Here is a 23,242-nt window from a genome sequence, read left to right as displayed (position 1 = left end):
GAAGCCTTGCCATGACGACGACCCCGCATCCCGAAGCTGCAGGCCCGATCATCCAGATCGAGAAGCTCAACAAATGGTATGGCCAGTTCCACGCGCTGGCGGATATCGATCTGACTGTGGCGGCGGGAGAGCGCATCGTGATCTGCGGGCCTTCGGGCTCGGGGAAATCGACGCTCATCCGCTGCATCAACGGCCTGGAAACCATCCGGGACGGGCGGATCGTGGTCAATGGCACCACCCTCAGCCCGGATGGGCGCGGGGTGGAGGCCGTCCGGCAAGAGGTCGGCATGGTGTTCCAGCAGTTCAATCTGTTCCCGCACATGACGGTATTGCGCAATTGCATGCTGGCGCCGATGCGCTCGCGCGGGCTCAAGGCCGATCAGGCCGAGGCCCTGGCCATGGAATATCTGTCGCGGGTGCGCATTGCCGAGCAGGCGCATAAATACCCCAGCCAGCTGTCCGGCGGGCAGCAGCAGCGGGTGGCGATCGCCCGGGCGCTGTGCATGACGCCGAAAGTGATGCTGTTCGACGAGCCGACGTCGGCGCTGGATCCGGAAATGGTCAAGGAAGTCCTGGATACCATGATCGGTCTGGCGGGCGACGGCATGACCATGCTGTGTGTCACTCATGAAATGGGCTTCGCGCGCAGCGTGGCCGACCGCGTGATCTTCATGGCCGACGGCGTGATCATCGAACAGGCGCCGCCGGAACAATTCTTCAGCCAGCCCCGGCACGAGAAGACTCGCAGCTTCCTGGGTCAGATTCTGAATCACTGAAGGATGCGGGTATGACAGGGATGATTTCCGCGGGGAGCGTGCTCGTATCCCTGACGGCCTATGGCGCCGACGAGGTTCGCCGCCATGGCCAGGCCGGGTTCGCGCGTCTGGCGCGGGCGGCGGGCGCGGACGGCATCGAGGTCCGCAGCGAGCTGTTGCGCGGCGGGGCCGCCGAACTCGACGGCTTGGCGGATCTGGTCGCTGAATCCGGGATGGCCTGCGTCTATTCCAGCGCGCAAGGCATGTGGGATGCGGACGGCCGGTTCGACGGCGATGCCGTCCGGGAAGGCCTGGAGCGTGCCCGGCGGTTGGGCGCGAAGGTCCTGAAGATGTCCATCGGCGGGCGTCGGCCCGGCGATGCGGCGGGCATGGATGTCTTGCGCGACGCGCTTGCCGTCAGCCCCGTGACGTTGCTGGTGGAAAACGACCAGACGGAAGCGGCGGGCAGCGTGCCGGCCCTGTCGTCCTTTTTTCGCGCCGCCGATGCGGCCGGCGTGTCGCTGGGGATGACGTTTGATGTCGGGAATTGGCACTGGGTGGGGGAATGCCCGCTGGAGGCGGCGCGCGTCTTTGCCGCCCGGGTGCGCTACGTCCATTGCAAGGGGGTGTTGCGGCGCCCCGATCGCTGGGTCGCCGTGCCCCTGCAGACGTCCGCGGCCCCGTGGCGCGCCGTCCTGCGGGCGCTGCCCGCGGCCGCCTTCCGGGCCATTGAATATCCCCTGACGGGCGCCGATCTAGAACACGTGACCCGGCAGGCCTTGAATGCGCTGCGTCGATTGGAGCAAATGTCTGATGAATGATGCCTTGGATGTCGTCACCCTCGGTGAGGCGATGATGATGCTGGTGGCGGGCGCGCCCGGGCCGCTGGAACAGGTGGATGTGTTCCACAAGCGGACGGCGGGCGCGGAGACCAATGTGGCCATCGGTCTGGCCCGGCTGGGTTTGAACGTGGCCTGGGGCAGCCGCCTGGGGCAGGACTCGATGGGGCGGTATCTGCTCGCCAGCATCCGGGACGAGGGCGTGGACTGTTCCCGCGTGGAGCTGGTCGCCGGCGAACGGACTGGAATGTTGTTCAAGGGCCGGGTCGAGGACGGCAGCGATCCGCTGGTTGAATATCATCGGGCCGGCTCCGCCGCCAGCCGCATGGCGCCGGCCGATGTGGACCGGGATTGGCTGCTGAGCGCGCGCCACCTGCATGCCACCGGCGTATTCGCCGCCGTGTCCGCCGATAGTTTTCAGGTGTCGCTGCGGACCATGCGGCTGATGCGCGAGGCCGGCAGGACCGTGTCTTTCGATACGAATTTGCGGCCCACGCTGTGGGCATCGGAGGACGCGATGCGCGCCGGGATCCATCAGCTGGCCGCCCTGGCCGACTGGGTCCTGCCCGGCCTGGAGGAAGGACGTCTGCTGACGGGGGAGCGACAGCCCGAGGCGATCGCGCGGTTTTACCGGGATCTGGGCGCGCGGCTGGTCGTGATCAAGCTGGGTCCCGAGGGCGCGTATTACGACGATGGGGAGCAACAGGGTTACGTGCCGGCCTGCCCCGTCGAGCAGGTGGTCGATACGGTGGGAGCCGGCGACGGCTTTGCCGTCGGGGTGATCAGCGCGCTGCTGGAAGGCGCGGATCTCCGCAGCGCGGTGGTCCGGGGAGCCTGGATCGGCGCCCGCGCCGTGCAGGTCCGAGGCGATACCGAGGGCCTGCCGACCCGGGCGGCCCTGCGGCAGGCGGGGCTATGAGCCGCCAATCCGTCCTCGTCTATCGCGACCTGCCCCGGCCTCAGTTGGACAGGATTCTGCGGGAACACGACGTCATCCAGGCCGATCCCCGGCGCGAGGACCAGCGGGATGCGTTTTTCGAGGCCCTGCCGCAGGTCGACGGCATGATCGGGTCCAGTGTCCGCCTGGATGCGGCCATGCTGGACCGGGCGCCCCGGCTGCGGGTGGTGTCCAGCATCTCCGTGGGCGTGGATGCCTACCCGCTGGCGGCGCTGCGGGACCGGGGCATCGTCCTGTGTCACACCCCCGGCGTCCTGACGGAGTCGGTGGCCGATCTGTTGTTCACCATGATGCTGGCAACCAGCCGCCGGGTCTGCGAGATGGCGGCCATGGTCCGCGAGGGCCGCTGGCAGCGCAGTGTCGGCGCCGATCAGTACGGCTGGGACGTGCATGGCAAGACGCTGGGCATCGTCGGCTACGGCCGTATCGGACGGGCCTTGGCGCGCCGGGCGGCGCTGGGGTTCGACATGCCGGTGCTCTACCATAGCCGCCATCCGGCCGATAGCGGTCTGCCGGATGGCAAGGCCCGGGCGGCGGGCCTGGACGAAGTGCTGGCATCGGCCGACTTCATCGTGCTGGTCCTGCCCCTGACGGATCAGACGCGAGGCCTGATCGGGCCCCAGGCCTTCGAGCGCATGAAACCGGGCGCCATCCTGATCAATGGCGCGCGCGGGCCGATCGTTCAGGAACGCGCCCTGCTGGATGCCCTGGACAGCGGCCGCTTGCGGGCGGCGGGGCTGGATGTGTTCGATGTGGAACCCTTGCCGACGGATTCGCCTCTGCGCGGCCACCCCGGCATCCTGGCCTTGCCGCATATCGGGTCGGCCACGCACGAGACACGCCTGGCCATGGCGGACATGGCCGTCAGCAATCTCTTGCGGGTGCTGCGGGGCGAGGCGCCGCTGGCGGCCTATCCGCTGCCTGCGTAGTGTTTATCGCGCCAGCGCGCAGGCCTGCCGGGCCAGTTGCGTGATCGCGTCCCAGTCGCGCTCGGCCACGGCCTGGGCCGGCGTCAGCCAGGAACCCCCGACGCACCCGACATTGGGCAAGGCCAGATAGCCGGCGGCGTTGCCGGCGTGGATGCCGCCCGTGGGGCAGAATCTCAGGTCGGGCAGGGGGCCGTGCCAGGCTTTCAGCAGCGCCGCGCCGCCGACGGCTTCGGCGGGAAACAGTTTCTGGACGGTGAAGCCCCAGTCGGCGGCCTGCATGGCTTCCGAGGCGGTGGCGACGCCGGGTAGAAAGGGAATGCCGGCTGCCTGGGCAGCCCGGGCCAGGGCGGGTGTCAGGCCCGGGCTGACGCCAAAGCAGGCTCCGGCCTGCAGGGCGGCATCCAGTTGCCCGGGTGTGCGAACCGTGCCCACGCCGACCAGCGCGTCGGGGACCTGGTCCCGGATGGCGCGGATGGCATCCAGCGCGGCGGGCGAGCGCAGCGTGATTTCCAGGGAGCGGATGCCGCCGGTCACCAGTGCGCGGGCCAGGTCCACGGCGGATTCCGTATCCTGAATGACGATCACCGGCATGACCGGGCTATATGCGAGAAGTTCCAGAGCGTTCATGCGTGACGGCGGGACAGGGTCGATGAACCGGCAGCAAGGCGGCCGGAGGAATGTAGCCATTCTACATAATCAGAAAATAATAGGGAATAATCTGTAGTTTTTATTATTTGGCTACTTGTCGGCCATCGGAAGCGGGACGGGCGTTTGGCGCGGTCCGGGTCCGCTCGGCTAAAATCCGCGTCTATGAACCCCCCCCTGATTGCCATTGTGCCGGCTGCCGGCATCGGCGCCCGGGCCGGCCTCGCCGGCGGCGCGCCCAAGCAGTATCGCGCCTTGCAGGGCGAACCTATGTTGCGCCGCGCCGTCCGCGCGCTGTTGGCTGATCCGCGCATCGACCAGGTGCGGGTCGCCGTGGCGGCGGAAGACCCTTGGGTGGCGCAGGCCCTGGCGGGGTTGCCGCGCACGGTCTGGCGCCCGTGCGGCGGCCCCACGCGGGCTGCGACCGTGGGCGCTGCGCTGCGGGATGCCGGCCTGGCGCCGGATGCCTGGGTGCTGGTGCATGATGCGGCGCGCCCGGGCTTGCCCGCGCAAGCCCTGGCGCGCCTGATCGATACCTGCCTGCGGCAGGGGCGGGGCGGGCTGTTGGCCCTGCCGGTGGCCGACACGGTCAAGCAGGCCGCTCCCGCGTCGGGACCCGGGGCGGATGACGCAGGATCGCAGCTGGACGCCATTGCGCGGACGCTGCCGCGCGATCATCTGTGGCTGGCGCAGACCCCGCAGATGTTTCGCGCGGGGGACCTGGGCGCCGCGCTGGACGCCTGCGCCGCCGACCCACGCGTCACGGACGAAGCCTCGGCGGTGGAATTGTCGGGAGGACGGCCGCCCTTGCTGGTGCCCGGCAGCCGCCAGAACGACAAACTCACCTGGCCGGAAGATTTCGAGTGGTTCGAGTCGTGGCTGCGCGGGCAGCCGGAAGCCTCCTGACGGTCTGTCGCCGGACTGCGCCCCGGCTAAAATCGGGGCTTGATCATCAGCAGAGACGACAATGACGCAACGCTTTCCCTTTCGTGTGGGGCAGGGCCATGATCTGCATGTGCTGGTTCCCGGCCGTCCCCTGATCATCGGCGGGGTCACGATTCCCCATGACCGGGGCCTGGACGGTCATTCGGATGCCGACGTGCTGCTGCATGCCGTTACGGACGCCGTCCTGGGCGCGGCGGGCCTGGGGGATATCGGGCGCCATTTTTCCGATCGGGATCCGCGCTGGGCGGGGACCGACAGCCGCCTGTTTCTGCGCGAGGCTGCCCGCATGGCCCGCGAAGCCGGGTGGGAGGTGGTCAACGTGGATGCCACCGTGCATGCCCAGGCGCCGAAGATCGGCCCTCACGCGGCGGCGATGGCCGCGTGCATCGCCCTGGACCTGGGGATCGAAGCGGCGGATGTCAACATCAAGGCCAAGACCAACGAGGGCCTGGGCTATCTGGGGCGTGGCGAAGGCATCGCAGCCAGCGCCGCCGTGCTGCTGGCGGCCTGCCCGGGCGCCTGATCGGGCGCAGGTGCTGACCGCGGGCGCAGGCGCCAGGGGCCGCAGCGCCGGTCGGCGCATCCGCGGGCCCTTGTCGTGCTATAGCGTGCCGCCGCCGATGGCGCGATTGCAGGCGCACAGGCCGTCGGTCAGCAATCCGTCCAGGATGCGCAGGGTTTCTTCCGGGTTGCGGCCGACCTTGAAGTTGTTCACCGAGATGTGCTGGATGAGGTTGTCCGGGTCGATGATCAAAGTGGCACGCAGGGCCACGCCTTCGGATTTGTCGCGGATGCCCAACTGGTCGATCAGGGCGCCGTTGGTGTCGCCGAACTGGTAGTGGTTCAGCTTGCTGAGTTCGGGGTTTTCGCGCCGCCAGGCCAATTTGACGTATTCGTTGTCGGTCGATCCGCCCATGAGCACGGCGTCGCGTTCTTCGAAGGCATCGGCCAGGGCATTGAAGCCGATGATTTCGGTGGGGCAGACCTGGGTGAAGTCCTTGGGGTAGAAGTAGATCACCTTCCATTTGCCGGGGAAGGATGATTCGGTGATGTCTTCGAAGGCTGAAACGCCGTTTTCCTCGTGCTGATTGAATCCGGGTTTGACGCCGGTGACGCGGAAGGCCTCGAGCTTGTCGCCTATGGTTTTCATCGGGGCTCCTGAGTGAAGGACGGCCAATCGGGCCGCCTTGTCATTCTACGCCATGGCCTTGTCGGCCGGCCGCGCCTTGGCCTTGGGTATTTCGATGCGCGCCAGCAGCCCCTGCGTGGGCTGGGAAATCAGTTCGAATTTCCCGCCTACCTGGCCCAGCAGCCGTTCCACGATGGACAGGCCCAGGCCGGCGCCGCTGACGCCGGTGCGCGCGGACTCGCCCCGGGCAAACGGGCGCAGCAGGCGCTGGACGTCCGCGTGCGGAATGCCCACGCCATGATCCTGCACTTCGATGCGCAACAGGTTGCCGCTCTGGTAGGCCCGCAGCACGATGTGGGCGCGATCATCGCTGACGCTGCGGCCGTAGCGCCGGGCGTTTTCGATCAGGTTGCTGACGATGCGCTTCAGATCGTTGGCGCTGATGCGCGCCTGCAGGCCCGGTTCGATGCCGGCCTGCAGGTCGCCGCCCAGGGATTCGGTATGGCTGCGTTCGCGTTCCAGCAGGTCCTGCAGCACCCGCGAGACGTCGATGCCGGTCTCGGGCACCTGTCCCGCAGGGCGGGCGTATTCCATCAGCTGGCCGATACTGTGATTGATCTGCGCCAGGTCGTCGTCGATCGCCTGGCGCGCCTCGTCGCTCATGTGGCTCATTTCGATTTCCAGGCGGATGCGGGCCAGCGGCGTGCGCAGATCGTGCGAGATGCCCGCCAGCATGATTTCCCGGTCGGCCTCGTTCTGCCGCAGGTCCCGGGACATGCGGTTGAAGGCGATGTTCATGTCGCGGATTTCGATGGGCCCTTTTTCAGGCAATGGGGTGGGGGTTTCCCCGCGCGCCAGTTGCTGGGCGACCTTGGCCAGCTGCGCCAGGGGATGGTTGATGAAGCGCACGCTGACGGCGGCTCCCAGCAGCGCCAGCATCAGGGATGCGGCTACCCAGCCCAGCCACTCGCGGCCTGTGGTCAGCCGCAGTTGGTCGCGGTCGAACACCAGCCAGTAGAGCGTGCCGTCGATCTGGAAGCTGATCCAGATGCCGGGCACCTGGTTGACGGCCCACATCATGGCGGTCTGCGACCCCAGGCGGTTGCGGATCTCGGTCGAGACATTGTCCCAGTACGCCGTGTGGGGCAGGGGTTCGAGGACGTCGGTGGATTCGCGCGGCTGCACCCGCAGGCTTTCCTGGGTGGCCAGGTCCAGCAGCAGGGCCGGGCGGACTTGCGGCGGCGCGTAGACCAGGGCCGAGCGCGTGATGCTGACCGTGGTGGCGATGCGCTGGGCCAGCTGGACGGCGCGGGGGCCTTCCTCGATGTTGAAGACGATCTGCAGCCATGCGCCCAGGCTGACCAGCATCAGGAAGGCGATCAGCAGAAAGGAGCGGGTGAACAATCCCAGGCGCAACCGGGGCAGGATGGCGCGCCGAAGCCGTTTGACGAGCATCATGACAGGAAAGGCCCGCAGGAGAGTCCCCTGCGGGCCGTGCAACGATTATTGTCCGCCGTCGGGGACGAAGACGTAGCCCAGTCCCCAGACCGTCTGGATGAACACCGGTTTGGAAGGATTGGGTTCGATGAGTTTGCGCAGGCGCGAGATCTGGACATCCAGGCTGCGGTCGAAGGCTTCGTATTCGCGGCCTCGGGCCAGTTCCATCAGTTTGTCGCGCGAGAGCGGGACCTTGGGGTGGCGGGCGAAGACCTTCAGCACTGAAAATTCGCCCGTGGTGATGGGAACGGATTCGCCGCTCTTCATCAGCGTGCGGGTGGACAGATTCAGCACGTACGGTCCGAATTCGACGGATTCGTTTTCCTGGCTGGGCGCGCCCGGATGTTCTTCAGTGCCCCGGCGGCGCAGGATCGCGTTGACGCGGGCCAGCAGTTCGCGGGGGTTGAAGGGCTTGGTCAGGTAGTCGTCGGCCCCCATTTCCAGACCGACGATGCGGTCGATTTCCTCGGCCTTGGCGGTCAGCATGATGATGGGCGTGTTGTCGTGATTGCCCCGCAGGCGGCGGCAGATCGACAGACCGTCCTCGCCGGGCAGCATCAGGTCGAGCACCAGCAGGTCGAAGTGTTCCCGCTGCCAGAGCTTGGCCATTTCTTTCGCGTCTTCGGCCACGTAGACGTTGAACCCCTGTTCGGACAGATAACGCCGCAACAGGTCGCGCAAGCGGGGATCGTCGTCGACGATCAGGATCTTGCGGGTGAGGGTCTGGTTATGTGTATTCATGAGGAAAATGTAACAGGGTCGGGAAAACAGCACCAGCGCTTATCACAACAAATTACACAATAAGCGTTTGGTTGTGTCGTAAGTAGGGCCGGCGGAAAGACCAGATGCGCGGCCGGATCCAGTGCGGGTCGCTCCTCCATTAAAATAACAGCGCCATGGACGATTTTCACATTCTAGCGTTTGAAACATCAAGCTCTCTTTGCAGCGTCGCCTTGTTGTCGCAGGCCGCCGGGCGCATGCGCCTGCGCGTCGCGCAGCACGAAGGCCGCCAGGAACACGCCGAGCGCATTCTGCCGCTGGCTCAGCAGTTGCTGGCCGACGCCGGCCTGAGCCGCGCCGACCTGTCCGCGGTGGCCTTCGGACAGGGGCCGGGGGGGTTTACGGGCCTGCGGGTGGCGTGCGGCGTGGCGCAGGGCCTGGCCGTCGCCTTGGATATTCCGGTGCTGCCGGTGGATTCTCTGTGCGCGCTGGCCTTCCAGCAGGCGGGGGCGGATGCCTCCGGCGTCCACCTGGTCCTGCAGGATGCCCGTATGAACGAGATTTACGCCGCCGCCTATCAATGCGTCGAGGGCGAATGGACGACTTTGCAGGCCCCGGCCCTGATCGCCCGGTCCGATGCGACCGCCTGGGTTGCCGACCAATCGGCCGCCTGGGCCATGCGGGCCGGGAGCGGGTGGGCGGCGCATGGGGATGCCCTGGACGTCTTTCCCGGCCTGGCCGGGGAATTGCGTGCGCTGGGGGCCGAGGTCGCGGCGAGCGGCGATGAGCGGGTCTGCGCCCATGCCTCCACGGTGGCCCGCATGGCCGCGCGCGCCTGGCAACAGGGGCGGACCCTGGACGCGGCCCTGGCCGCGCCGGCCTATGTGCGCGACAAAGTCGCCTACACCACGGTCGAGCGGGCGGGAGGGCTGGGCGGCAATCCCCAGGCGGATGCGGCGCGCTGGTCGGTGCACGACATGGGGATGACGGATCTGGACGAGGTCGCCGCGATCGAACGGCAAGTCCAGTCCTTTCCCTGGACGCGGCAGAATTTTGCCGATGGCCTGGCCGCCGGATATCGGGGCTGGGTCGTGCGCCGCCTGGGGGCCCTGCTGGGGTTCGCTCTGGTCATGGATGCGCCGGACATGGCCCATCTGCTGGTCATCGGGGTGCGCCCCGACAGCCAGCGACAGGGCGTGGGGGCCGAACTGCTGCGCTATTGCGCGGCGCACTGCCATCAGGCGGGCCTGCCGGCGCTGACGCTGGAGGTGCGTCCCAGCAATATCCGGGCCGTCGCCTTCTACCAGCAGCACGGCTTTCGGCAATTGGGCTTGCGGCGCGGCTATTACCCGGCGGCCCATGGCGCCCGGGAGGACGCCTGGATCATGACGCTGACGTTTCAGGAAATCCCGGCATGAAGCCCCAGTTGCGCCCGGCGCAGGCCGCCTGGCTGGCGGAAATCGGGCTGGACCTGCATTGGCTGGATGTGCGGCCCATCGCCCCGGTGGCGGCGTCCGCGGGAGACGCCCCGGTGGCGCAGCCCGTGCCGCCGCCAGCGGCCGCACAGGATGCCCGCCCCGTCCATGACGGACCATCGGCGCGCTTGCCCGCTCCGATGGCTCCCGGCGCTGCCGACGAGCCTGCCCAGGGCGGGCCGGTGGCGCGTCCGTCCGGGCCTTCCGCCCGGGCTCCGGCCGCGGCGCCTGCCGTCCAGCCGGCGCCGCGGGTGGGAGACGCCGATCTGGCCACATTGGCCCGGATGGCGGAGGCCTGCCAGCAATGCCTCCGGCATCAGCAGCGGCTGCGCGCCGTGTCAGGCGCGGGCCAGGCAGCCCACCCGTATTACTTGATCGTGGCGGAGCAGCCCGGCATCGATGACGAGGTTGCCGGCCAGCCGTTCCAGGGTGATTCCGGCCGCCTGCTGGCTGCCATGCTGGCCGCCGTCCATCTGCCGCAGGCGGATTCCCGCTATGGCACCTATGTGGTGAAATGCCGGGCGCCGGGCGGGCACGAGCCCGATGCTGCGGAAGTGGCCGCTTGCGTGCCGTATCTGCATCGTGAAATTGCCTTGCTGCAGCCGCGCTGGATTCTGGCGCTGGGGCGGGTCGCCGCCCAGGCGGTGCTGGGCGACACGGCGGATCTGGACGTCCTGCGCGGCGCCGCCCATCGCTATCGGCAAGAGGATGGCCGCGAAATCCCGGTCTGGGTGACGCACCAGCCGGCATCGCTCCTGGTGCGCTCGGCGCTGAAGGCCGAGGCATGGCGGGACCTGGTGGGCTTGGCGCGGGCTGTGCAGGCGGCCGATCCGGAGAGCGCCGCCCCCTGAGCCCATCCGGCTAGCGTAGCGCCGTCCCGTGGCCGGTCTGCCCGATCTGCTGCTCCAGTTCGGGGTGGGCGCGGTGATTCAGGCGGTTCCACTGGATGAAGACGACCATCAGGCAGGCGACCAGCACGCCGAAGAGCGCAATGATGGCGTTGATGGGCAGGCCCAGCCACAGCATCAGGCTGTAGACGGCCAGCATCAGCAGGATGTTCAGCTGCTCGTTGAAATTCTGCACGGCGATCGAATGACCCGCCGACAGCAGCACGTGGCCCCGGTGCTGCAGCAGGGCGTTCATGGGCACGACGAAATAGCCCGACAGGCCGCCGATCAGCAGCAGCAGACAGTAGACGGCGAAGGGCTGGTAGACCAGCGGCATCAGCAGCACGACCAGACCCATCGCCACGCCGACAGGCAGCACGCTGAGGGCGCGGCGCAAGGGGACGCGGCCAGCCAGGATGGCGCCGATCACGGTGCCGAAGGCGGCGACGCCCATCAGCACGGAGGCCTGGTCCAGGCGGTAGCCCAGGTGCTGGGCGCCCCACTCGATGACGATGAATTGCAGCGTGGCGCCCGCCCCCCAGAACAGGGTCGTGACCGCCAGGGAGATCTGGCCGAGCTTGTCCGACCACAGGATGCGCACATAGGTGGTGAAATTGCGGATCAGCGCCGCCGGGCGGGTCTGCTGGCGGGGATAGAAGGCGTGGGTGTCCGGGATCAGCAGATTGCAGATGGCGGCGGCCACGTAGACCAGGCCGATCATCAGGATGGCGCATTGCGCCGTGTTGTTGACCAGGCTGTCCACCCAGTCGAAGGACATCAGCCAGGCGGATACCGACGGGCTGATCAACACCCCGCCCAGCACGGTGCCGATGATGACGGACAGGACCGTCAGGCCTTCGATCCAGCTATTGCCCTTGACCAGCAGCTCGGGAGCCAGCATTTCGGTGACGATGCCGTATTTTGCCGGGGAATAGGCGGCTGCGCCTATGCCGACGATGGTGTAGGCGACGAAAATCAGCACCAACTGGTGCCCATGGCTGAACCCGAAGGCCCCATAGCTGAACATCAGCAGGCAGCCGCAGGTCTTGAGCGCGTTGGTGGCGAACATGACCCGGCCCTTGGGGAAAGAATCGGCAAAGGCCCCCACGAAAGCCGCCAGCACCACGTAGGCCAGGGCGAACCACCACTTCATCATGGGGGCCATCCAGTCCGGGCCGCTGAGATCGGCGATCAGCCCGATGGCGGCGATCAGCAGGGCGTTGTCCGCGATGGAGGACAGCGCCTGCGCGGCCATGACCATGAAAAAGCCCTTGTTCAATCGCGGACCCCGAAGTGAGTGGTGGCAGGTCGGCACTAAGGTGCGCGACTGTAAAATGGAGTTGCAGTATAGCGGGTTACTGGGCCCGGACGGGGCGGCCCTGCCAGGGGGCTTATCCTGGTGCGTTATCATACGCTGTTGCGATTCACTCGAATTTTGCCCACCAGACTTCCGTGCGCCTCACGCAGATAAAACTTGCCGGATTCAAGTCCTTTGTGGATCCGACCGTGATTCCCACGCCCAGTGAACTGGTCGGCGTGGTGGGCCCCAACGGCTGCGGCAAGTCCAACATCATCGACGCCGTGCGCTGGGTGCTGGGGGAAACCAAGGCCTCCGAATTGCGCGGCGCCTCGATGCAGGATGTGATCTTCAACGGGTCGGGGCAGCGCAAGCCCGCCGCCCGCGCGTCGGTCGAACTGGTTTTCGACAACAGCCAGGGCCGGGCTGCGGGCCAGTGGTCGACCTTCGCGGAAATCGCGGTGCGCCGCATCCTGACGCGCGACGGCGCCAGCAGCTATTTCGTCAACAACCAGCCCGTGCGACGGCGCGACATCCACGATATTTTCCTGGGCACCGGCCTGGGCACGCGCGGTTACGCCATCATCGGTCAGGGCATGATCAACCGCCTGATCGAGGCGCGTCCCGAGGAATTGCGTGTCTATCTCGAAGAAGCCGCCGGCGTGTCCCGCTACAAGGAACGCCGTCGCGAAACGGAAAACCGCCTGCAGGATACCCGTGAAAACCTGACGCGCCTGGAAGACATTCTGCGTGAACTGGCCGCGCAGCTGGAAAAACTGGAATCGCAGGCCCGGGTCGCCTCCGACTACCGGGCCTTGCAGACCGAGGGCGAACTCAAACAGCATGCCTTGTGGCTGTTGCGTGAACAGGCCGCCCGCGAAAGCCGCCAGACGCTGGCCGCGGACACGGAGCGCGCCCAGGCCGAACTGGAATCGGCTGTGGCGGGCCTGCGAGCCCTGGAAACCGATCTGGAATCCCGGCGCGAGGGCCATTTCACCGCCAGCGAGGCGGTGCACCAGGCTCAGGGGCGCGTGTTCGAGGCGGGGGCCCAGGTCAGCCGCCTGGAGGCCGAGATCCGCCACGTGGTCGATTCCCGCCATCGCCTGCAGGCGCGGCGCACCCAGCTGCAGTCCCAGCTGCAGGAATGGGGCGATCAGCAGACCCATAGCCAGGCGGCCATCGAGGAAGTCCAGGAACAGATTGACGAGGCGCTGGCCCGGGCCGAGACCCTGGCCGTCCAGGCCCAATCGGCTCAGGACGGCTTGCCGGAACTGGATGAGCGTCTGCGGGCGCTGAACCTGCAGCGGGATGAGTGGCGGCGCGGCCTGGCCCGCACCGAACAGGATCTGGCGCTGGCGGCCCAGTCGCAGCGCGATGCCGATCATCAGTGGCGCGGCCTGGACGACCGCCGCCAGCGTCTGCAGGACGAACGCCAGGCGCTGGGGATGCCGGACCCGGCGGAATTGCAGCGCTGGGCGGGCGAGTGCGCGGTGGCCGAGGCGCGCCTGGAAGAAGCCCAGGCGCGCCTGCTGGAGCTGGAATCCCGGCAGCCGGACCTGGAGTCCGCCGGGGCGCGGGCGCAGCAGGCCAGCCAGGCGGCCCGGCTCGATCTGGAACGGCTGGACGCCCGCCGCCAGGCGCTGATTGCCTTGCAGGAAAAAATCCAGTCCGAAGATGCCCTGGAACCCTGGCTGCAGCGCCAGGAACTGCAGGGCCTGGGACGCCTGTGGCAGCAATTGCAGGTGGATGCCGGCTGGGAAACGGCGCTGGAAGCCGTCTTGCACGAACGCATGAACGCGTTGGGACTGCGCACGCTGGATCATGTGCGCGCGTTTGCGCAGGATGCGCCGCCCGCCCGCCTGGCTTTTTATCAGGCTCCCGCCCAGGCGCCGAGCCCGGCGCCGGCGCCGGCGGGGGCCGCTCTCTTGCTGGATCGGGTACGGGTGCGGGATGCCGCGCTGCAGCCTTTGCTGGCCGACTGGCTGCAGGGGGTGTATGTCTCCGACGATCTGGGCCAGGCCCTGTCGCGTCGGACCGAACTGCCGCCCGCAGGGCTGTGGGTCGTGCAGGCCGGGCATCGCGTCGATGTCTGCAGCGTGCGGTTTTACGCGGCGGACTCCGAACAGGCCGGTCTGCTGGCGCGTCAGCAGCAGATCGACAATCTGGCTCGTGAAATCAAGGCGGCCCAGTTGATCGCCGACCAGGCATTGGATGCCCATGCGCGCGCGGATGCCGAGCGCCGCGCCCTGGAACAGGCCTTGCAGCCGGCGCGGCTGCAGATCGCCGAACGCATGCAGGCCCAGCACGATGCACGGATGCAGCATCATCAGATCAGCCAGCAGATGGCTCGCTCCGACGACCAGGCTCGCCGCCTGGACGGCGATCTGAAGGATGTCGAGGCGCAGCAGCTTGAATTGGCCGCCCGGCGCGACGAGGCCGAGACCCGGTTCGAATCCCTGGATGCCGTGCTGGCCGAACAGCAGGAACGGCAGGCGGCGCTGGACATGCAGATCGAAGATCTGGCCGCCCAGGCCGAGCAGGCCCGCCAGCAGGGGCGCGACCAGGAACGCGCCGCCCAGGAGGCCGACTATGCTGTGCGCGCGCTGCGCACTCGCCTGGACGAGCTGCGCCGCACTTTGCAACTGGCGGCCGAGCAAAGCCGCCGCTCGGGTACCGAACTGGAATCCCTGCAGGGTGAATTGTTCGAACTGGACGAGTCCGTAGCCCAGACCGGTTTGCAGGACGCCCTGGAATCGCGGGCCGAATCAGAAGAGGCTTTGCGTCTGGCGCGTGTGCAACAGGATCAGGCCGCCGCCACGCTGCGGGAAGCCGATGAAGGCCGCCTGACGCTGGAGCGCAACCTGGATCCTCTGAGGGCGCGGATCACCGAATTGCAGCTGAAAGAACAGGCCTCGCGCCTGTCGGTGGAACAATACGCCGAACAGCTGGATGCCCGGCAGGTGGACCGGGCCGCTCTGCAGCGCCATCTGGCTGAACAGCCGCCGCAGTGGCAGCGGCTGGATTGGCTGCAGTCCGAGGTCCAGCGGATCACCCGGCGCGTCGAATCGCTGGGCGCGGTCAATCTGGCCGCGCTCGATGAGTTGTCCGCCGCGCGGGACCGCAAGACATTCCTGGACCGTCAGCGCGACGACGTGCTGTCGGCCATCGACACGCTGGAAAACGCCATCCGCAAGATCGACCGGGAAACCCGCGAACTGCTGTCCCAGACTTTCGATACGGTGAACCAGCATTTCGGGCAGTTGTTCCCGCAGCTGTTCGGTGGCGGCGAGGCGCGCCTGAGCATGACGGGCGATGAAATCCTGGACGCCGGCGTGCAGGTCATGGCGCAGCCGCCCGGCAAGCGCAACAGCACGATCCATCTGCTGTCGGGCGGCGAAAAGGCCCTGACCGCGACGGCGCTGGTGTTTGCCCTGTTCAAGCTCAATCCGGCGCCGTTCTGTCTGCTGGACGAGGTCGACGCGCCGCTGGATGACGCCAATACGGAACGCTACGCCAATCTGGTGCGGGGCATGAGCAATCAGACACAGTTTCTCTTTATTTCACATAATAAAATTGCCATGCAGATGGCGCGGCAGCTGGTCGGAGTCACCATGCAGGAACAAGGCGTGTCGCGAATCGTGGCAGTGGATATGGATTCAGCCTTGCAGTGGGTTGCCGGCACTGTCTGAACAGGGTAACGAGGTCTTTATGAGCGATTTGCAGATTTTGCTGATTTCGATTGGGGCGGCGCTGATCGTCATCGTCCTGCTGTACAACGGCTGGCAGGAATGGCGCGCGCGGCGCAGCATGCGGGCGACTCTGCCCGAATCCGAACAAGACGTGCTCATGCAGGACGTCGTGCCCCGGCGTGAACCCAGTCTCTGGGAACCCGACCGCGCGGCGGTGGCCGACGAGTCCCCGGAAATCGACCCGGCCTGTGAAGCCGTGATCGATATCGCCCTGGCGCATCCGGCCTCGGGCGAGGCGCTGTCGGAAGCCGTGCAGTCCATCGCGCGGGTCGGCAAGAAGCCGGTGCGGGTCTTCGCCGAACGGGAAGGCGGCGGTCACCGCACCCGCCTGCGGGATGACGAATCCTATGTATCGTTGCAGCTGGCCGTGGTGATGGCCAACCGGGGCGGCGCGCTGACCGCCATTGAATGGTCGAATCTCTGGACCCTGGCGCAGAACCTGGCCGAGCGTTTCGACGGGCAGATCGAGGCGCCTGAACAGGACGTGGTCCTGAAACAGGCTGCCGAGCTGGACGCGCGTTGCGCGGCGATGGATGCCCAGGTCGGCTTGATTCTGCAACTGGCCGCTCCGCGCCCCGCCGCCGCCATCGCCGAGGCCGCCGCCGAGGCCGGTTTCGTGCAGTCCCGCGGGCAGTGGGCCTGGATGGCTGAAAACGGTCTGCCGCGTTTCGTGCTGCGGGTCGATCAGCAGGCGCAAGACGCATCCCACCGGGCCGACCTGATCCTGGATGTGCCCAACAGCATCCCCGATGACCAGGCATTCAGCCGGATGGTGGCGGTGGGACGCGACCTGGCCCAGCGACTGGAGGCCCACGTGCTGGATGACCAGGGCCGCACCTTCCAGGATGCCTCGGCGCCGGCCATCGACAAGCAGATCAGCGCCCTGTACGACCAACTGGATCAGGCGGGCTTTCTGGCCGGCACCGAACGCACCGCCCGGGTATTTTCGTGACCGTCGACCCCCTGCGCCAGGAACTGCAGGACCTGCGGGCTGAGATCGAAGCCCACAATCACCGTTATTACGTGCAGGACGAGCCGTCCATCTCCGACGCGCAGTACGACCGCTTGATGACCCGCTTGCAGGCCATCGAACAGGATCACCCCGATTGGGTGACGCCGGATTCGCCGACTCAGCGGGTCGGGGCTGCGCCCGCCGGGCATTTCGAGCCGGTACGTCATGCGGTGCGCATGCTGTCCCTGGGCAATGCCTTCGAAGACGAGGACATCCGGGCCTTCGATGATCGCGTGACGGCGATCCTGGCCGAATCCGGGCTATTGGCCTCCGCCGGCAGGGAACAGAGCGAACTGTTCCCGACGGATGCCGCGGCCGGGGCCTCGGGCTCCGCCACTCCGGGTGTGGATTACGTGGCGGAATACAAGTTCGACGGCCTGGCCGTCAGCCTGCGGTATGAACAGGGCCGCCTGGTCCAGGCCGCTACCCGGGGTGACGGTTCCGAGGGCGAGGACATCACCGCCAACATTCGCACCCTGCGTTCCGTGCCGCTGCGCCTGCGCGGGGATGCCGCGCCCGCCGTGCTTGAGGTGCGCGGCGAGGTGCTGATGGCGCGCGCCGATTTCGCCCGTCTGAACGAGCAGCAACTGTCCCGGGGCGACAAGCCTTTCGTCAATCCGCGCAATGCCGCGGCCGGCAGCCTGCGTCAGCTGGATCCGCATGTGACGGCGACGCGGCCCCTGAGGTTCTACGCCTATGGCTGGGGGCAGATCCGGGATGCCGCGGGGCGCGATCTGCAACCGCAGGCCACCCATGCCGCCATGCTGGATTGGCTGGCGGCGTTCGGCTTCGCCGTCAGCCCCGGGCGCCGGCACTGCCGGGGCGCGGCGGAACTGCTGCGTTTCTATGCTTCGGTCGGCGCGCAGCGATCCACACTGCCCTATGACATCGACGGGGTGGTCTACAAGGTCAATGACCTGAGAGCGCAAGATGTGCTGGGCTTCGTGGCGCGCGCGCCTCGCTTTGCCATCGCGCACAAATTTCCGGCCCAGGAAGAAACCACCCGCCTGGTCGGCATCGACGTCCAAGTCGGACGCACTGGGGCGTTGACCCCCGTGGCGCGGCTGCAGCCGGTCTTCGTGGGCGGCGTCACCGTCACGAATGCGACCCTGCACAACGAGGATGAAATCCGCCGCAAGGACGTCCGTATCGGCGACACCGTGATCGTGCGCCGCGCCGGGGATGTGATTCCCGAAGTGGTCGGGCCGGTGCTGGAATTGCGGCCGGCGGATGCGCTGCCGTTCGATCTGCTGGCCGTCTGCCCGGTTTGTCCGATCTGCGGTTCCGCCGTGGAACGACCCGAAGGCGAGGCCATCACACGCTGCACGGGCGGCCTGTTCTGCCCCGCGCAGCGCAAACAGACCCTGTGGCACGCGGCCAGCCGCAAGGCTCTGGATATCGACGGCCTGGGCGACAAGCTGATCGAGCAATTGGTCGACGGCGGCCGGGTGCGCACCCTGGCCGACCTGTACGGCTTGCAGGAGCTGGAGCTGTCCACCTATCCGCGCATGGGGCGCAAGTCGGCGTTGAATCTGGTGCGGGCCATCGATCAGAGCCGCCGTCCGCCGTTGTCGCGGCTGCTGTATGCCCTGGGCATCCGCCACGTGGGCGAAACGACGGCACGGGACGTGGCCCGCCATTTCGGGTCCATGCAGGCCATCATGGATGCTTCCGAGGATCAGTTGCTGCAGGTGCCCGACGTGGGGCCGGTCGTGGCGGCCTCCATCCGCCGCTTCTTTGCCGAAGCGCATAACCGCGAAGTCGTCTCCGCGCTTCAGGCGGCGGGCGTCGAACCGCAGGCGGATGCCGCCCCGGTCGGCGCCAAGCCCCTGGCCGGCAAGACGCTGGTGCTGACCGGCACACTGCCCACTCTGGCGCGCGACGAGGCCACCCGCCGGATTCTCGCGGCGGGCGGCAAGGTCAGCGGCTCGGTGTCACGCAAGACCGCCTGGGTGGTCGCCGGCGAGGAAGCCGGCAGCAAGCTGGTCAAGGCGGAAGAACTCGGCGTCGCCATCCTGGATGAAGCCGGCCTGCTGGCGCTGCTGGAGTCGCACTGAGCCCGTGCCGGTTCCTGTGAGCGGCGCCGTCAGGCCGCAGCCTGAGGCGTATTCCGGAAGCTGATCGCCATGCGGTTGTAGGCATTCATCAGCCCCACCGCAATCGTCAGGTCCACGAGTTCCTTCTCGCTGAACACCGCCTTTGCCGCCTGGTAGTCCGCATCCGGGACGCCGGTGGCGGCAACGCGGGTGACGGTCTCCGCCCACGCGAGCGCGGCGCGCTCCCGGGCGCTGAACAGGTTTCCGCCTTCGCTCCAGGCCTGGACCAGGGCGAGCTTCTCGACCGCCACCCCTTTTCTCACCAGATCCCGCGTGTGCATGTCGAGGCAGTACGCGCAGTTGTTGATCTGTGAAACCCGGAGATACACCAAGTCGACCAGGTCAGCCGGCAAGCCGCTGTGCGTCACGTAGCTGTATACCCCGCCGAGCGCCTTCGCGCCGCCTGGCGCGACCTGGTTGTAGTCGATTCGTTGTGTCATTTCAGAACTCCTGTCGATTGTTCGGGTGATTTTGTGGGGGTGGTCAGTTCGCGGTCGTCCGTGTCGGCGACAAAGACAGCCAGCAGCTTGGCGGGTTCGGTTTTGCTCGCGTTGCGGCTGATCGGGTGGCTCGCTCCCGGAGGCTCCGACCAGCTCTGGCCCGCCGTGTAGATGCGGGTTTCGCCGTCATTGACCTTGGATTCGATGGCTCCGGACACGACGTAGGCGTAGATGAAGGCCGATCGGGCGTGATGGTGCGGCGCGGAAGATTCGCCGGGCGGGTATTCGACTTCGACCGCGATGAGGGACTTCCCCGGAATATTGGGGATTGCCTGCTCGAAATTGGGTGTGACTTTTTCTCCCGCTTCGTGCGCCGATGAGGCGGCAGTCCAGGTGAGCGCCGCTATTGAGCAGAGCGCCGCGGCGATGGGTCGTTTGAGGGACTGGGGCATGTTTGGGGGCATTCGTTGTTGGGATGGCTCTACTGTATTAGGGCTGTGTTGTCGGATAAAGTGGCTAAAATCGTTTTGTTTGTACGTGAATTCGGATAATCATGGCATTGGATCGTCTGGAAGCAATGCGCGCCTTTTGCCGGATCGTGGAGATCGGCAGCTTCAGCAAGGCGGCGGAATCCTTGGGATTGGCCACCACAACGGTCTCGGGTCAGGTGCGGTCGTTGGAAAAGCTGCTGGGGATCCGGCTGCTTCACCGCAGCACCCGCAAGGTCGCGCCCACGGCCGAAGGCGCCGCGTACTATGCGCGTGCCCGTGCCTTGATCGACGAAGTGGACGAACTCGAGTCCGCGGTGTCGCAGAGCCATAACGTCGTGCGGGGCCGCGTATCCGTCGAGATGCCTTCGCCGGTGGGCCTTCATCTGGTCATCCCCGCGCTTCCGGATTTCACGGCGAAGTTTCCTGAAATCCGGCTCGATATCGGTTGCAGCGAACGCGTGGTGGATTTGGTGGAAGAGGGCATCGACTGCGCCATCCGGGGAGGGGCTTTGGCCGATCTCGACCTGGTGTCGCGGGCTGTGGGACAAATGCGGTTCTGCTTTTGCGCGTCGCCCTCGTACCTGGCAAGCGCGGCCCTGATCGACCACCCCTCCAGCCTGGTGGATCATCGGCATCTGGGTTTCAGGTTCCCCGGAACCGGGAAGCGATTCGTCCCCACCGTGACCCGCGGGAACGAGAGCTTCACGCTCGATCAGGCCCCCTTCATGTATTTCAACAATGGCAGCGCGGCCACTGCGGCGGCCGTCGCTGGGCTGGGTGTCGCTTTCCTGGCCCGGGCGGAGATCCAGCACCATCTGAACACGGGCAGCCTGGTCGAGGTCCTGGCGGACTGGAGCATGCCCAGCATGCCGATGTCGGTCGTCTATCCGTACACGCGGCGTCTGTCGGCCAAGGTGCGCGTATTCACCGACTGGGTCGCCGGCCTCATGGCTGCCGATCCTTTATGGAGCCAATCCGGGTAACCCCAAAAAAAACGGCCTCCATGACTGGAGGCCGCTGGCGTGCAAGAGCGCAGGCGCTTATTTGGCCGCGCTGTTATCCACGACCTTGGCGTCCTTCATCAGGCCTTTCTGGTATTCGCCCAGAGCCTGCTGGCGCATCATTTCTTCCAGCTGGGGCTTGGCTTCGTCAAAGGACGGGAAGGCGACGGGGCGCTCGTCCTCGACCTGGATCACGTGCCAGCCGAACTGGGTCTTGACCGGTTCGCTGCTGATCTGGCCCTTCTTCATGCTTTCCACGGCCTGGGCGAATTCAGGCACGTAGTTGCTGGTCGGGCCCCAACCCAGTTCGCCGCCGTTCTTGCCGCTGCCGGTGTCGATGGAATCCTTTTTCGCGGCGGCTTCGAAAGTGGTCTTCTTGGCCTTGATGGATTTGATCAGGGCCTTGGCCTGGTCTTCTTCCTTGACCAGGATGTGGCGCAGCTTGTATTCCTTGCGGTCGGCCTGTTCGGCCTTGAGGGTGTCGTATTCCTTCTTCAGGTCCGCGTCGGTGACGGGGTGGTCCTTCAGGTATTTGGCCATCAGGGCGCGCACCAGAATGCTTTGCGAGGCCAGTTCGGTTTCCTGCTGGACGGCGGGGTCTTTTTGCAGCCCGGCCTTTTCGGCGGCCTGGACAGCGACCAGGCGGTTGATCATTTCCTGTTTGACCTGATCACGCAGCTGCGGAGAGTCCTGGGCGCCCTGGCTGACGAGCAGACTGACGAACTGGTCGAACTTGGCCTGGGAAATCCCCTGGCCGTTGACCGTGACGAGGTCCTTGGCGTAGACCGGCAGAGCCAGAGAGCAGGCCAGGGCTACAACAGCAATACGTTTCATGAAAGTCCTTGGTTGGGGGAAATGCTGGCCTCGATGGCCAATGCGTGAATCGGAAAGGGCATCAGATCCCGCACGCAATCATACACAAGGCGATGGCGTGCCAGGGTCCCCAGCCCCTCGAACTGTTTGGACACGATCCGGACCCGAAAGTGCCGCGCGCCACCCTGGGCGCCCGCGTGCCCGGCATGGAGATGGGATTCGTCGATGACGTCCAGCGCATCCGGGGCGAGGTCTTGCAGCCGGGCTTGCAACTGACGGCGCAGGTCCGCCGGATCGGGTGCCGCAGCCGTGTTCATGAGGCATCCGGGCGCTTGGCGGGCGTGGCATCCGCCGGCGCGTCGGCCTGAATGTGCCGGCCGAGCCAGACGGATTGCACGACGACGAACAACAGCAGCAGGATCATCAGGCCGAAGACCTTGAAGTTGACCCACTGCGATTCGGTGAATCGCCCGGAAAAGGCCACGTACAGGTTCAGCGCCCCGGACGCGATGAAGAACCCCGCCCAGCTGTCGTTCAGACGAGCCCAGGCGCGGTCGGGCAGGGCGATCTTTTCACCCATCAGACGGCGCATCAGGTTGCGGCCCGTCAGGATGCGGGAGCCCAGCAAGATGACGGCGAACAGCCAGTACAGGACGGTAGGCTTCCATTTGATGAAGGTATCGTCGTGGAACAGCAGCGTAGCGCCGCCGAACACCACGATCACGGTCAGGTTGATCCAGTGCGTGCCCTCGATGGCGCGGCGCGTCAGCCGCAGCCAGAGAATCTGGCCAATGGCCGCCGCCATGGCCACGCCTGTGGCGACATAGATGTCGGCAAAGCGGAACGCCACGAAAAACAGGATCAGGGGGAAAAGGTCGAAAAGAAATTTTTTCATTCGGCCGGGATGAATTTGAGAGAAAGGGAATTGATGCAATAGCGCAACCCGGTCGGCGCGGGGCCGTCAGGGAAGACATGGCCCAGGTGCGCGCCGCAGGTGGCGCATAGCGTTTCCGTGCGGACCATGCCGTGGCTGGCGTCGTGCTCTTCGCGGATCGCATCGGGGCGGATGGGTTCGAAATAGCTGGGCCAGCCGCAGCCGGCATCGAATTTGGTGTCGGAGACGAACAGCGGCGTGCCGCAGCACACACAGACGTACGTACCGGCCTGGGTGGAATCCCAGTAGCGGCCGGTGAAGGGGCGTTCGGTGTGTTTCAGGCGGGTGACGGCGAATTCATCCGGCGACAGTTGCGCGCGCCATTGGGCGTCGGTGCGAGTGACCTTGTCCACGAAAAACCCAGTGTAGAGTAGCTGAATCAGTAACTTGTTTATCTTAAACGACTTTTCCATCGCTGTCCCCCGGCTGTCACCTCGGGTTTCATTTCGGCCCCCGGATGTGTCGAGCGGATGGTTTCAGCAGCAAATTGCGTCATCCTGCGATAATATGACGCCCGATTATGATTCATGCTGAAAACAGGCTGATTTGTCATCAGGGATTGCACAGATGCACCGATCCGCCCGTCTGCCTGAAGCCCTGATGCGCTTGCGCAGCGATCAAAAACCTACG

Annotated in this window: 23 protein-coding genes; 12 read left to right on the top strand and 11 right to left on the bottom strand. The window is 66.5% G+C overall.

Features of this window, described 5'->3' with window-relative positions; all coding sequences use genetic code 11:
• The first annotated feature begins 11 nt into the window (after window positions 1-11).
• The 4 genes from WBG56_RS05640 to WBG56_RS05625 are packed head-to-tail and all read left to right on the top strand — an operon-like array spanning window position 12 to window position 3,481.
• The gene (locus tag WBG56_RS05640; protein WP_424266110.1) at window positions 12-776 is read left to right on the top strand and encodes an amino acid ABC transporter ATP-binding protein; all 765 of its coding nucleotides are present in this window, start codon (window positions 12-14) and stop codon (window positions 774-776) included.
• A gap of 11 nt (window positions 777-787) precedes the next feature.
• Complete coding sequence (locus WBG56_RS05635; protein ID WP_424266108.1) at window positions 788-1,576, top strand: sugar phosphate isomerase/epimerase family protein; 789 nt, start codon at window positions 788-790, stop codon at window positions 1,574-1,576.
• A complete protein-coding gene (locus WBG56_RS05630) occupies window positions 1,569-2,513 on the top strand; it encodes a sugar kinase (RefSeq protein WP_424266106.1) in 945 nt (314 codons plus the stop codon). Before WBG56_RS05635 ends, WBG56_RS05630 begins: the two co-directional genes overlap by 8 nt.
• Window positions 2,510-3,481, top strand: a complete 972-nt coding sequence (locus WBG56_RS05625) for a 2-hydroxyacid dehydrogenase (RefSeq protein WP_424266104.1) — start codon at window positions 2,510-2,512, stop codon at window positions 3,479-3,481. The genes WBG56_RS05630 and WBG56_RS05625 overlap by 4 nt, the downstream gene beginning before the upstream one ends.
• Before the next feature lie 3 nt (window positions 3,482-3,484).
• On the opposite strand, the gene eda is transcribed toward WBG56_RS05625, so the two are convergent.
• Complete coding sequence (eda, locus tag WBG56_RS05620) at window positions 3,485-4,108, bottom strand: bifunctional 4-hydroxy-2-oxoglutarate aldolase/2-dehydro-3-deoxy-phosphogluconate aldolase (protein ID WP_424266102.1); 624 nt, start codon at window positions 4,106-4,108, stop codon at window positions 3,485-3,487.
• A 183-nt stretch (window positions 4,109-4,291) separates the two neighbouring features.
• Between eda and WBG56_RS05615 the strand changes: the two genes are divergently transcribed.
• Both WBG56_RS05615 and ispF read left to right on the top strand, forming a co-directional pair.
• Window positions 4,292-5,032: an IspD/TarI family cytidylyltransferase gene (locus WBG56_RS05615; RefSeq protein WP_424266100.1), complete on the top strand. Its 741-nt coding sequence runs from the start codon at window positions 4,292-4,294 to the stop codon at window positions 5,030-5,032.
• 61 nt (window positions 5,033-5,093) lie between these two features.
• Window positions 5,094-5,594: a 2-C-methyl-D-erythritol 2,4-cyclodiphosphate synthase gene (gene ispF / locus WBG56_RS05610; RefSeq protein ID WP_424266098.1), complete on the top strand. Its 501-nt coding sequence runs from the start codon at window positions 5,094-5,096 to the stop codon at window positions 5,592-5,594.
• Window positions 5,595-5,672: 78 nt separating this feature from the next.
• On the opposite strand, the gene WBG56_RS05605 is transcribed toward ispF, so the two are convergent.
• The 3 genes from WBG56_RS05605 to ompR are packed head-to-tail and all read right to left on the bottom strand — an operon-like array spanning window position 5,673 to window position 8,438.
• On the bottom strand, window positions 5,673-6,221 hold the full coding sequence (locus WBG56_RS05605; RefSeq protein WP_424266096.1) for a peroxiredoxin: 549 nt from the start codon (window positions 6,219-6,221) through the stop codon (window positions 5,673-5,675).
• A 45-nt stretch (window positions 6,222-6,266) separates the two neighbouring features.
• On the bottom strand, window positions 6,267-7,658 hold the full coding sequence (locus tag WBG56_RS05600) for an ATP-binding protein (RefSeq protein ID WP_424266094.1): 1,392 nt from the start codon (window positions 7,656-7,658) through the stop codon (window positions 6,267-6,269).
• Window positions 7,659-7,703: 45 nt separating this feature from the next.
• On the bottom strand, window positions 7,704-8,438 hold the full coding sequence (gene ompR, locus WBG56_RS05595; protein ID WP_298013833.1) for a two-component system response regulator OmpR: 735 nt from the start codon (window positions 8,436-8,438) through the stop codon (window positions 7,704-7,706).
• Between the two features lie 155 nt (window positions 8,439-8,593).
• On the opposite strand from ompR, the gene tsaB reads away from it, so the two are divergent.
• Both tsaB and WBG56_RS05585 read left to right on the top strand, forming a co-directional pair.
• A complete protein-coding gene (gene tsaB / locus WBG56_RS05590; RefSeq protein WP_424266092.1) occupies window positions 8,594-9,835 on the top strand; it encodes a tRNA (adenosine(37)-N6)-threonylcarbamoyltransferase complex dimerization subunit type 1 TsaB in 1,242 nt (413 codons plus the stop codon).
• Complete coding sequence (locus tag WBG56_RS05585; protein ID WP_424266090.1) at window positions 9,832-10,743, top strand: uracil-DNA glycosylase; 912 nt, start codon at window positions 9,832-9,834, stop codon at window positions 10,741-10,743. The genes tsaB and WBG56_RS05585 overlap by 4 nt, the downstream gene beginning before the upstream one ends.
• A gap of 10 nt (window positions 10,744-10,753) precedes the next feature.
• Here WBG56_RS05585 and lplT read toward each other — a convergent pair whose 3' ends face one another.
• Window positions 10,754-12,058: a lysophospholipid transporter LplT gene (lplT, locus tag WBG56_RS05580; RefSeq protein WP_424266088.1), complete on the bottom strand. Its 1,305-nt coding sequence runs from the start codon at window positions 12,056-12,058 to the stop codon at window positions 10,754-10,756.
• Between the two features lie 173 nt (window positions 12,059-12,231).
• Here lplT and smc point away from each other — a divergent pair, with 173 nt between their 5' ends.
• The 3 genes from smc to ligA are packed head-to-tail and all read left to right on the top strand — an operon-like array spanning window position 12,232 to window position 18,894.
• Window positions 12,232-15,765, top strand: a complete 3,534-nt coding sequence (smc, locus tag WBG56_RS05575) for a chromosome segregation protein SMC (RefSeq protein WP_424266086.1) — start codon at window positions 12,232-12,234, stop codon at window positions 15,763-15,765.
• Window positions 15,766-15,784: 19 nt separating this feature from the next.
• Window positions 15,785-16,777, top strand: coding sequence for a cell division protein ZipA C-terminal FtsZ-binding domain-containing protein (locus tag WBG56_RS05570; RefSeq protein ID WP_424266084.1), 993 nt, complete (start codon window positions 15,785-15,787; stop codon window positions 16,775-16,777).
• Window positions 16,774-18,894 (top strand): NAD-dependent DNA ligase LigA, encoded by a 2,121-nt coding sequence (gene ligA / locus WBG56_RS05565; protein WP_424266082.1) that lies wholly within the window; start codon window positions 16,774-16,776, stop codon window positions 18,892-18,894. The genes WBG56_RS05570 and ligA overlap by 4 nt, the downstream gene beginning before the upstream one ends.
• 29 nt (window positions 18,895-18,923) lie before the next feature.
• Here the strand turns inward: ligA and WBG56_RS05560 are convergent, their stop codons facing one another.
• Both WBG56_RS05560 and WBG56_RS05555 read right to left on the bottom strand, forming a co-directional pair.
• On the bottom strand, window positions 18,924-19,373 hold the full coding sequence (locus WBG56_RS05560; protein ID WP_424266080.1) for a carboxymuconolactone decarboxylase family protein: 450 nt from the start codon (window positions 19,371-19,373) through the stop codon (window positions 18,924-18,926).
• Entirely contained in the window at window positions 19,370-19,825 is a 456-nt protein-coding gene (locus tag WBG56_RS05555) for a cupin domain-containing protein (RefSeq protein ID WP_424266078.1), read from the bottom strand. Before WBG56_RS05555 ends, WBG56_RS05560 begins: the two co-directional genes overlap by 4 nt.
• Window positions 19,826-19,926: 101 nt before the next feature.
• Between WBG56_RS05555 and WBG56_RS05550 the strand changes: the two genes are divergently transcribed.
• Entirely contained in the window at window positions 19,927-20,847 is a 921-nt protein-coding gene (locus tag WBG56_RS05550; RefSeq protein WP_424266076.1) for a LysR substrate-binding domain-containing protein, read from the top strand.
• A 57-nt stretch (window positions 20,848-20,904) separates the two neighbouring features.
• Here the strand turns inward: WBG56_RS05550 and WBG56_RS05545 are convergent, their stop codons facing one another.
• Genes WBG56_RS05545 through msrB form a run of 4 tightly spaced genes read right to left on the bottom strand, consistent with a single transcriptional unit; the run spans window position 20,905 to window position 22,965 of the window.
• On the bottom strand, window positions 20,905-21,699 hold the full coding sequence (locus tag WBG56_RS05545) for a peptidylprolyl isomerase (RefSeq protein WP_424266074.1): 795 nt from the start codon (window positions 21,697-21,699) through the stop codon (window positions 20,905-20,907).
• The gene (locus WBG56_RS05540; protein ID WP_424266072.1) at window positions 21,696-21,995 is read right to left on the bottom strand and encodes a BolA family protein; all 300 of its coding nucleotides are present in this window, start codon (window positions 21,993-21,995) and stop codon (window positions 21,696-21,698) included. Before WBG56_RS05540 ends, WBG56_RS05545 begins: the two co-directional genes overlap by 4 nt.
• A complete protein-coding gene (locus WBG56_RS05535; RefSeq protein ID WP_424266070.1) occupies window positions 21,992-22,573 on the bottom strand; it encodes a septation protein A in 582 nt (193 codons plus the stop codon). Before WBG56_RS05535 ends, WBG56_RS05540 begins: the two co-directional genes overlap by 4 nt.
• Window positions 22,570-22,965, bottom strand: coding sequence for a peptide-methionine (R)-S-oxide reductase MsrB (gene msrB, locus WBG56_RS05530; RefSeq protein ID WP_424266068.1), 396 nt, complete (start codon window positions 22,963-22,965; stop codon window positions 22,570-22,572). Before msrB ends, WBG56_RS05535 begins: the two co-directional genes overlap by 4 nt.
• Window positions 22,966-23,242: the final 277 nt, after the last annotated feature.

This window comes from Castellaniella sp., from assembly GCF_049671645.1.
Lineage (GTDB): Bacteria > Pseudomonadota > Gammaproteobacteria > Burkholderiales > Burkholderiaceae_B > Castellaniella.
Note: the sequence above shows the minus strand (reverse complement) of the source record. Positions and strands in the feature narration are given on the sequence as shown.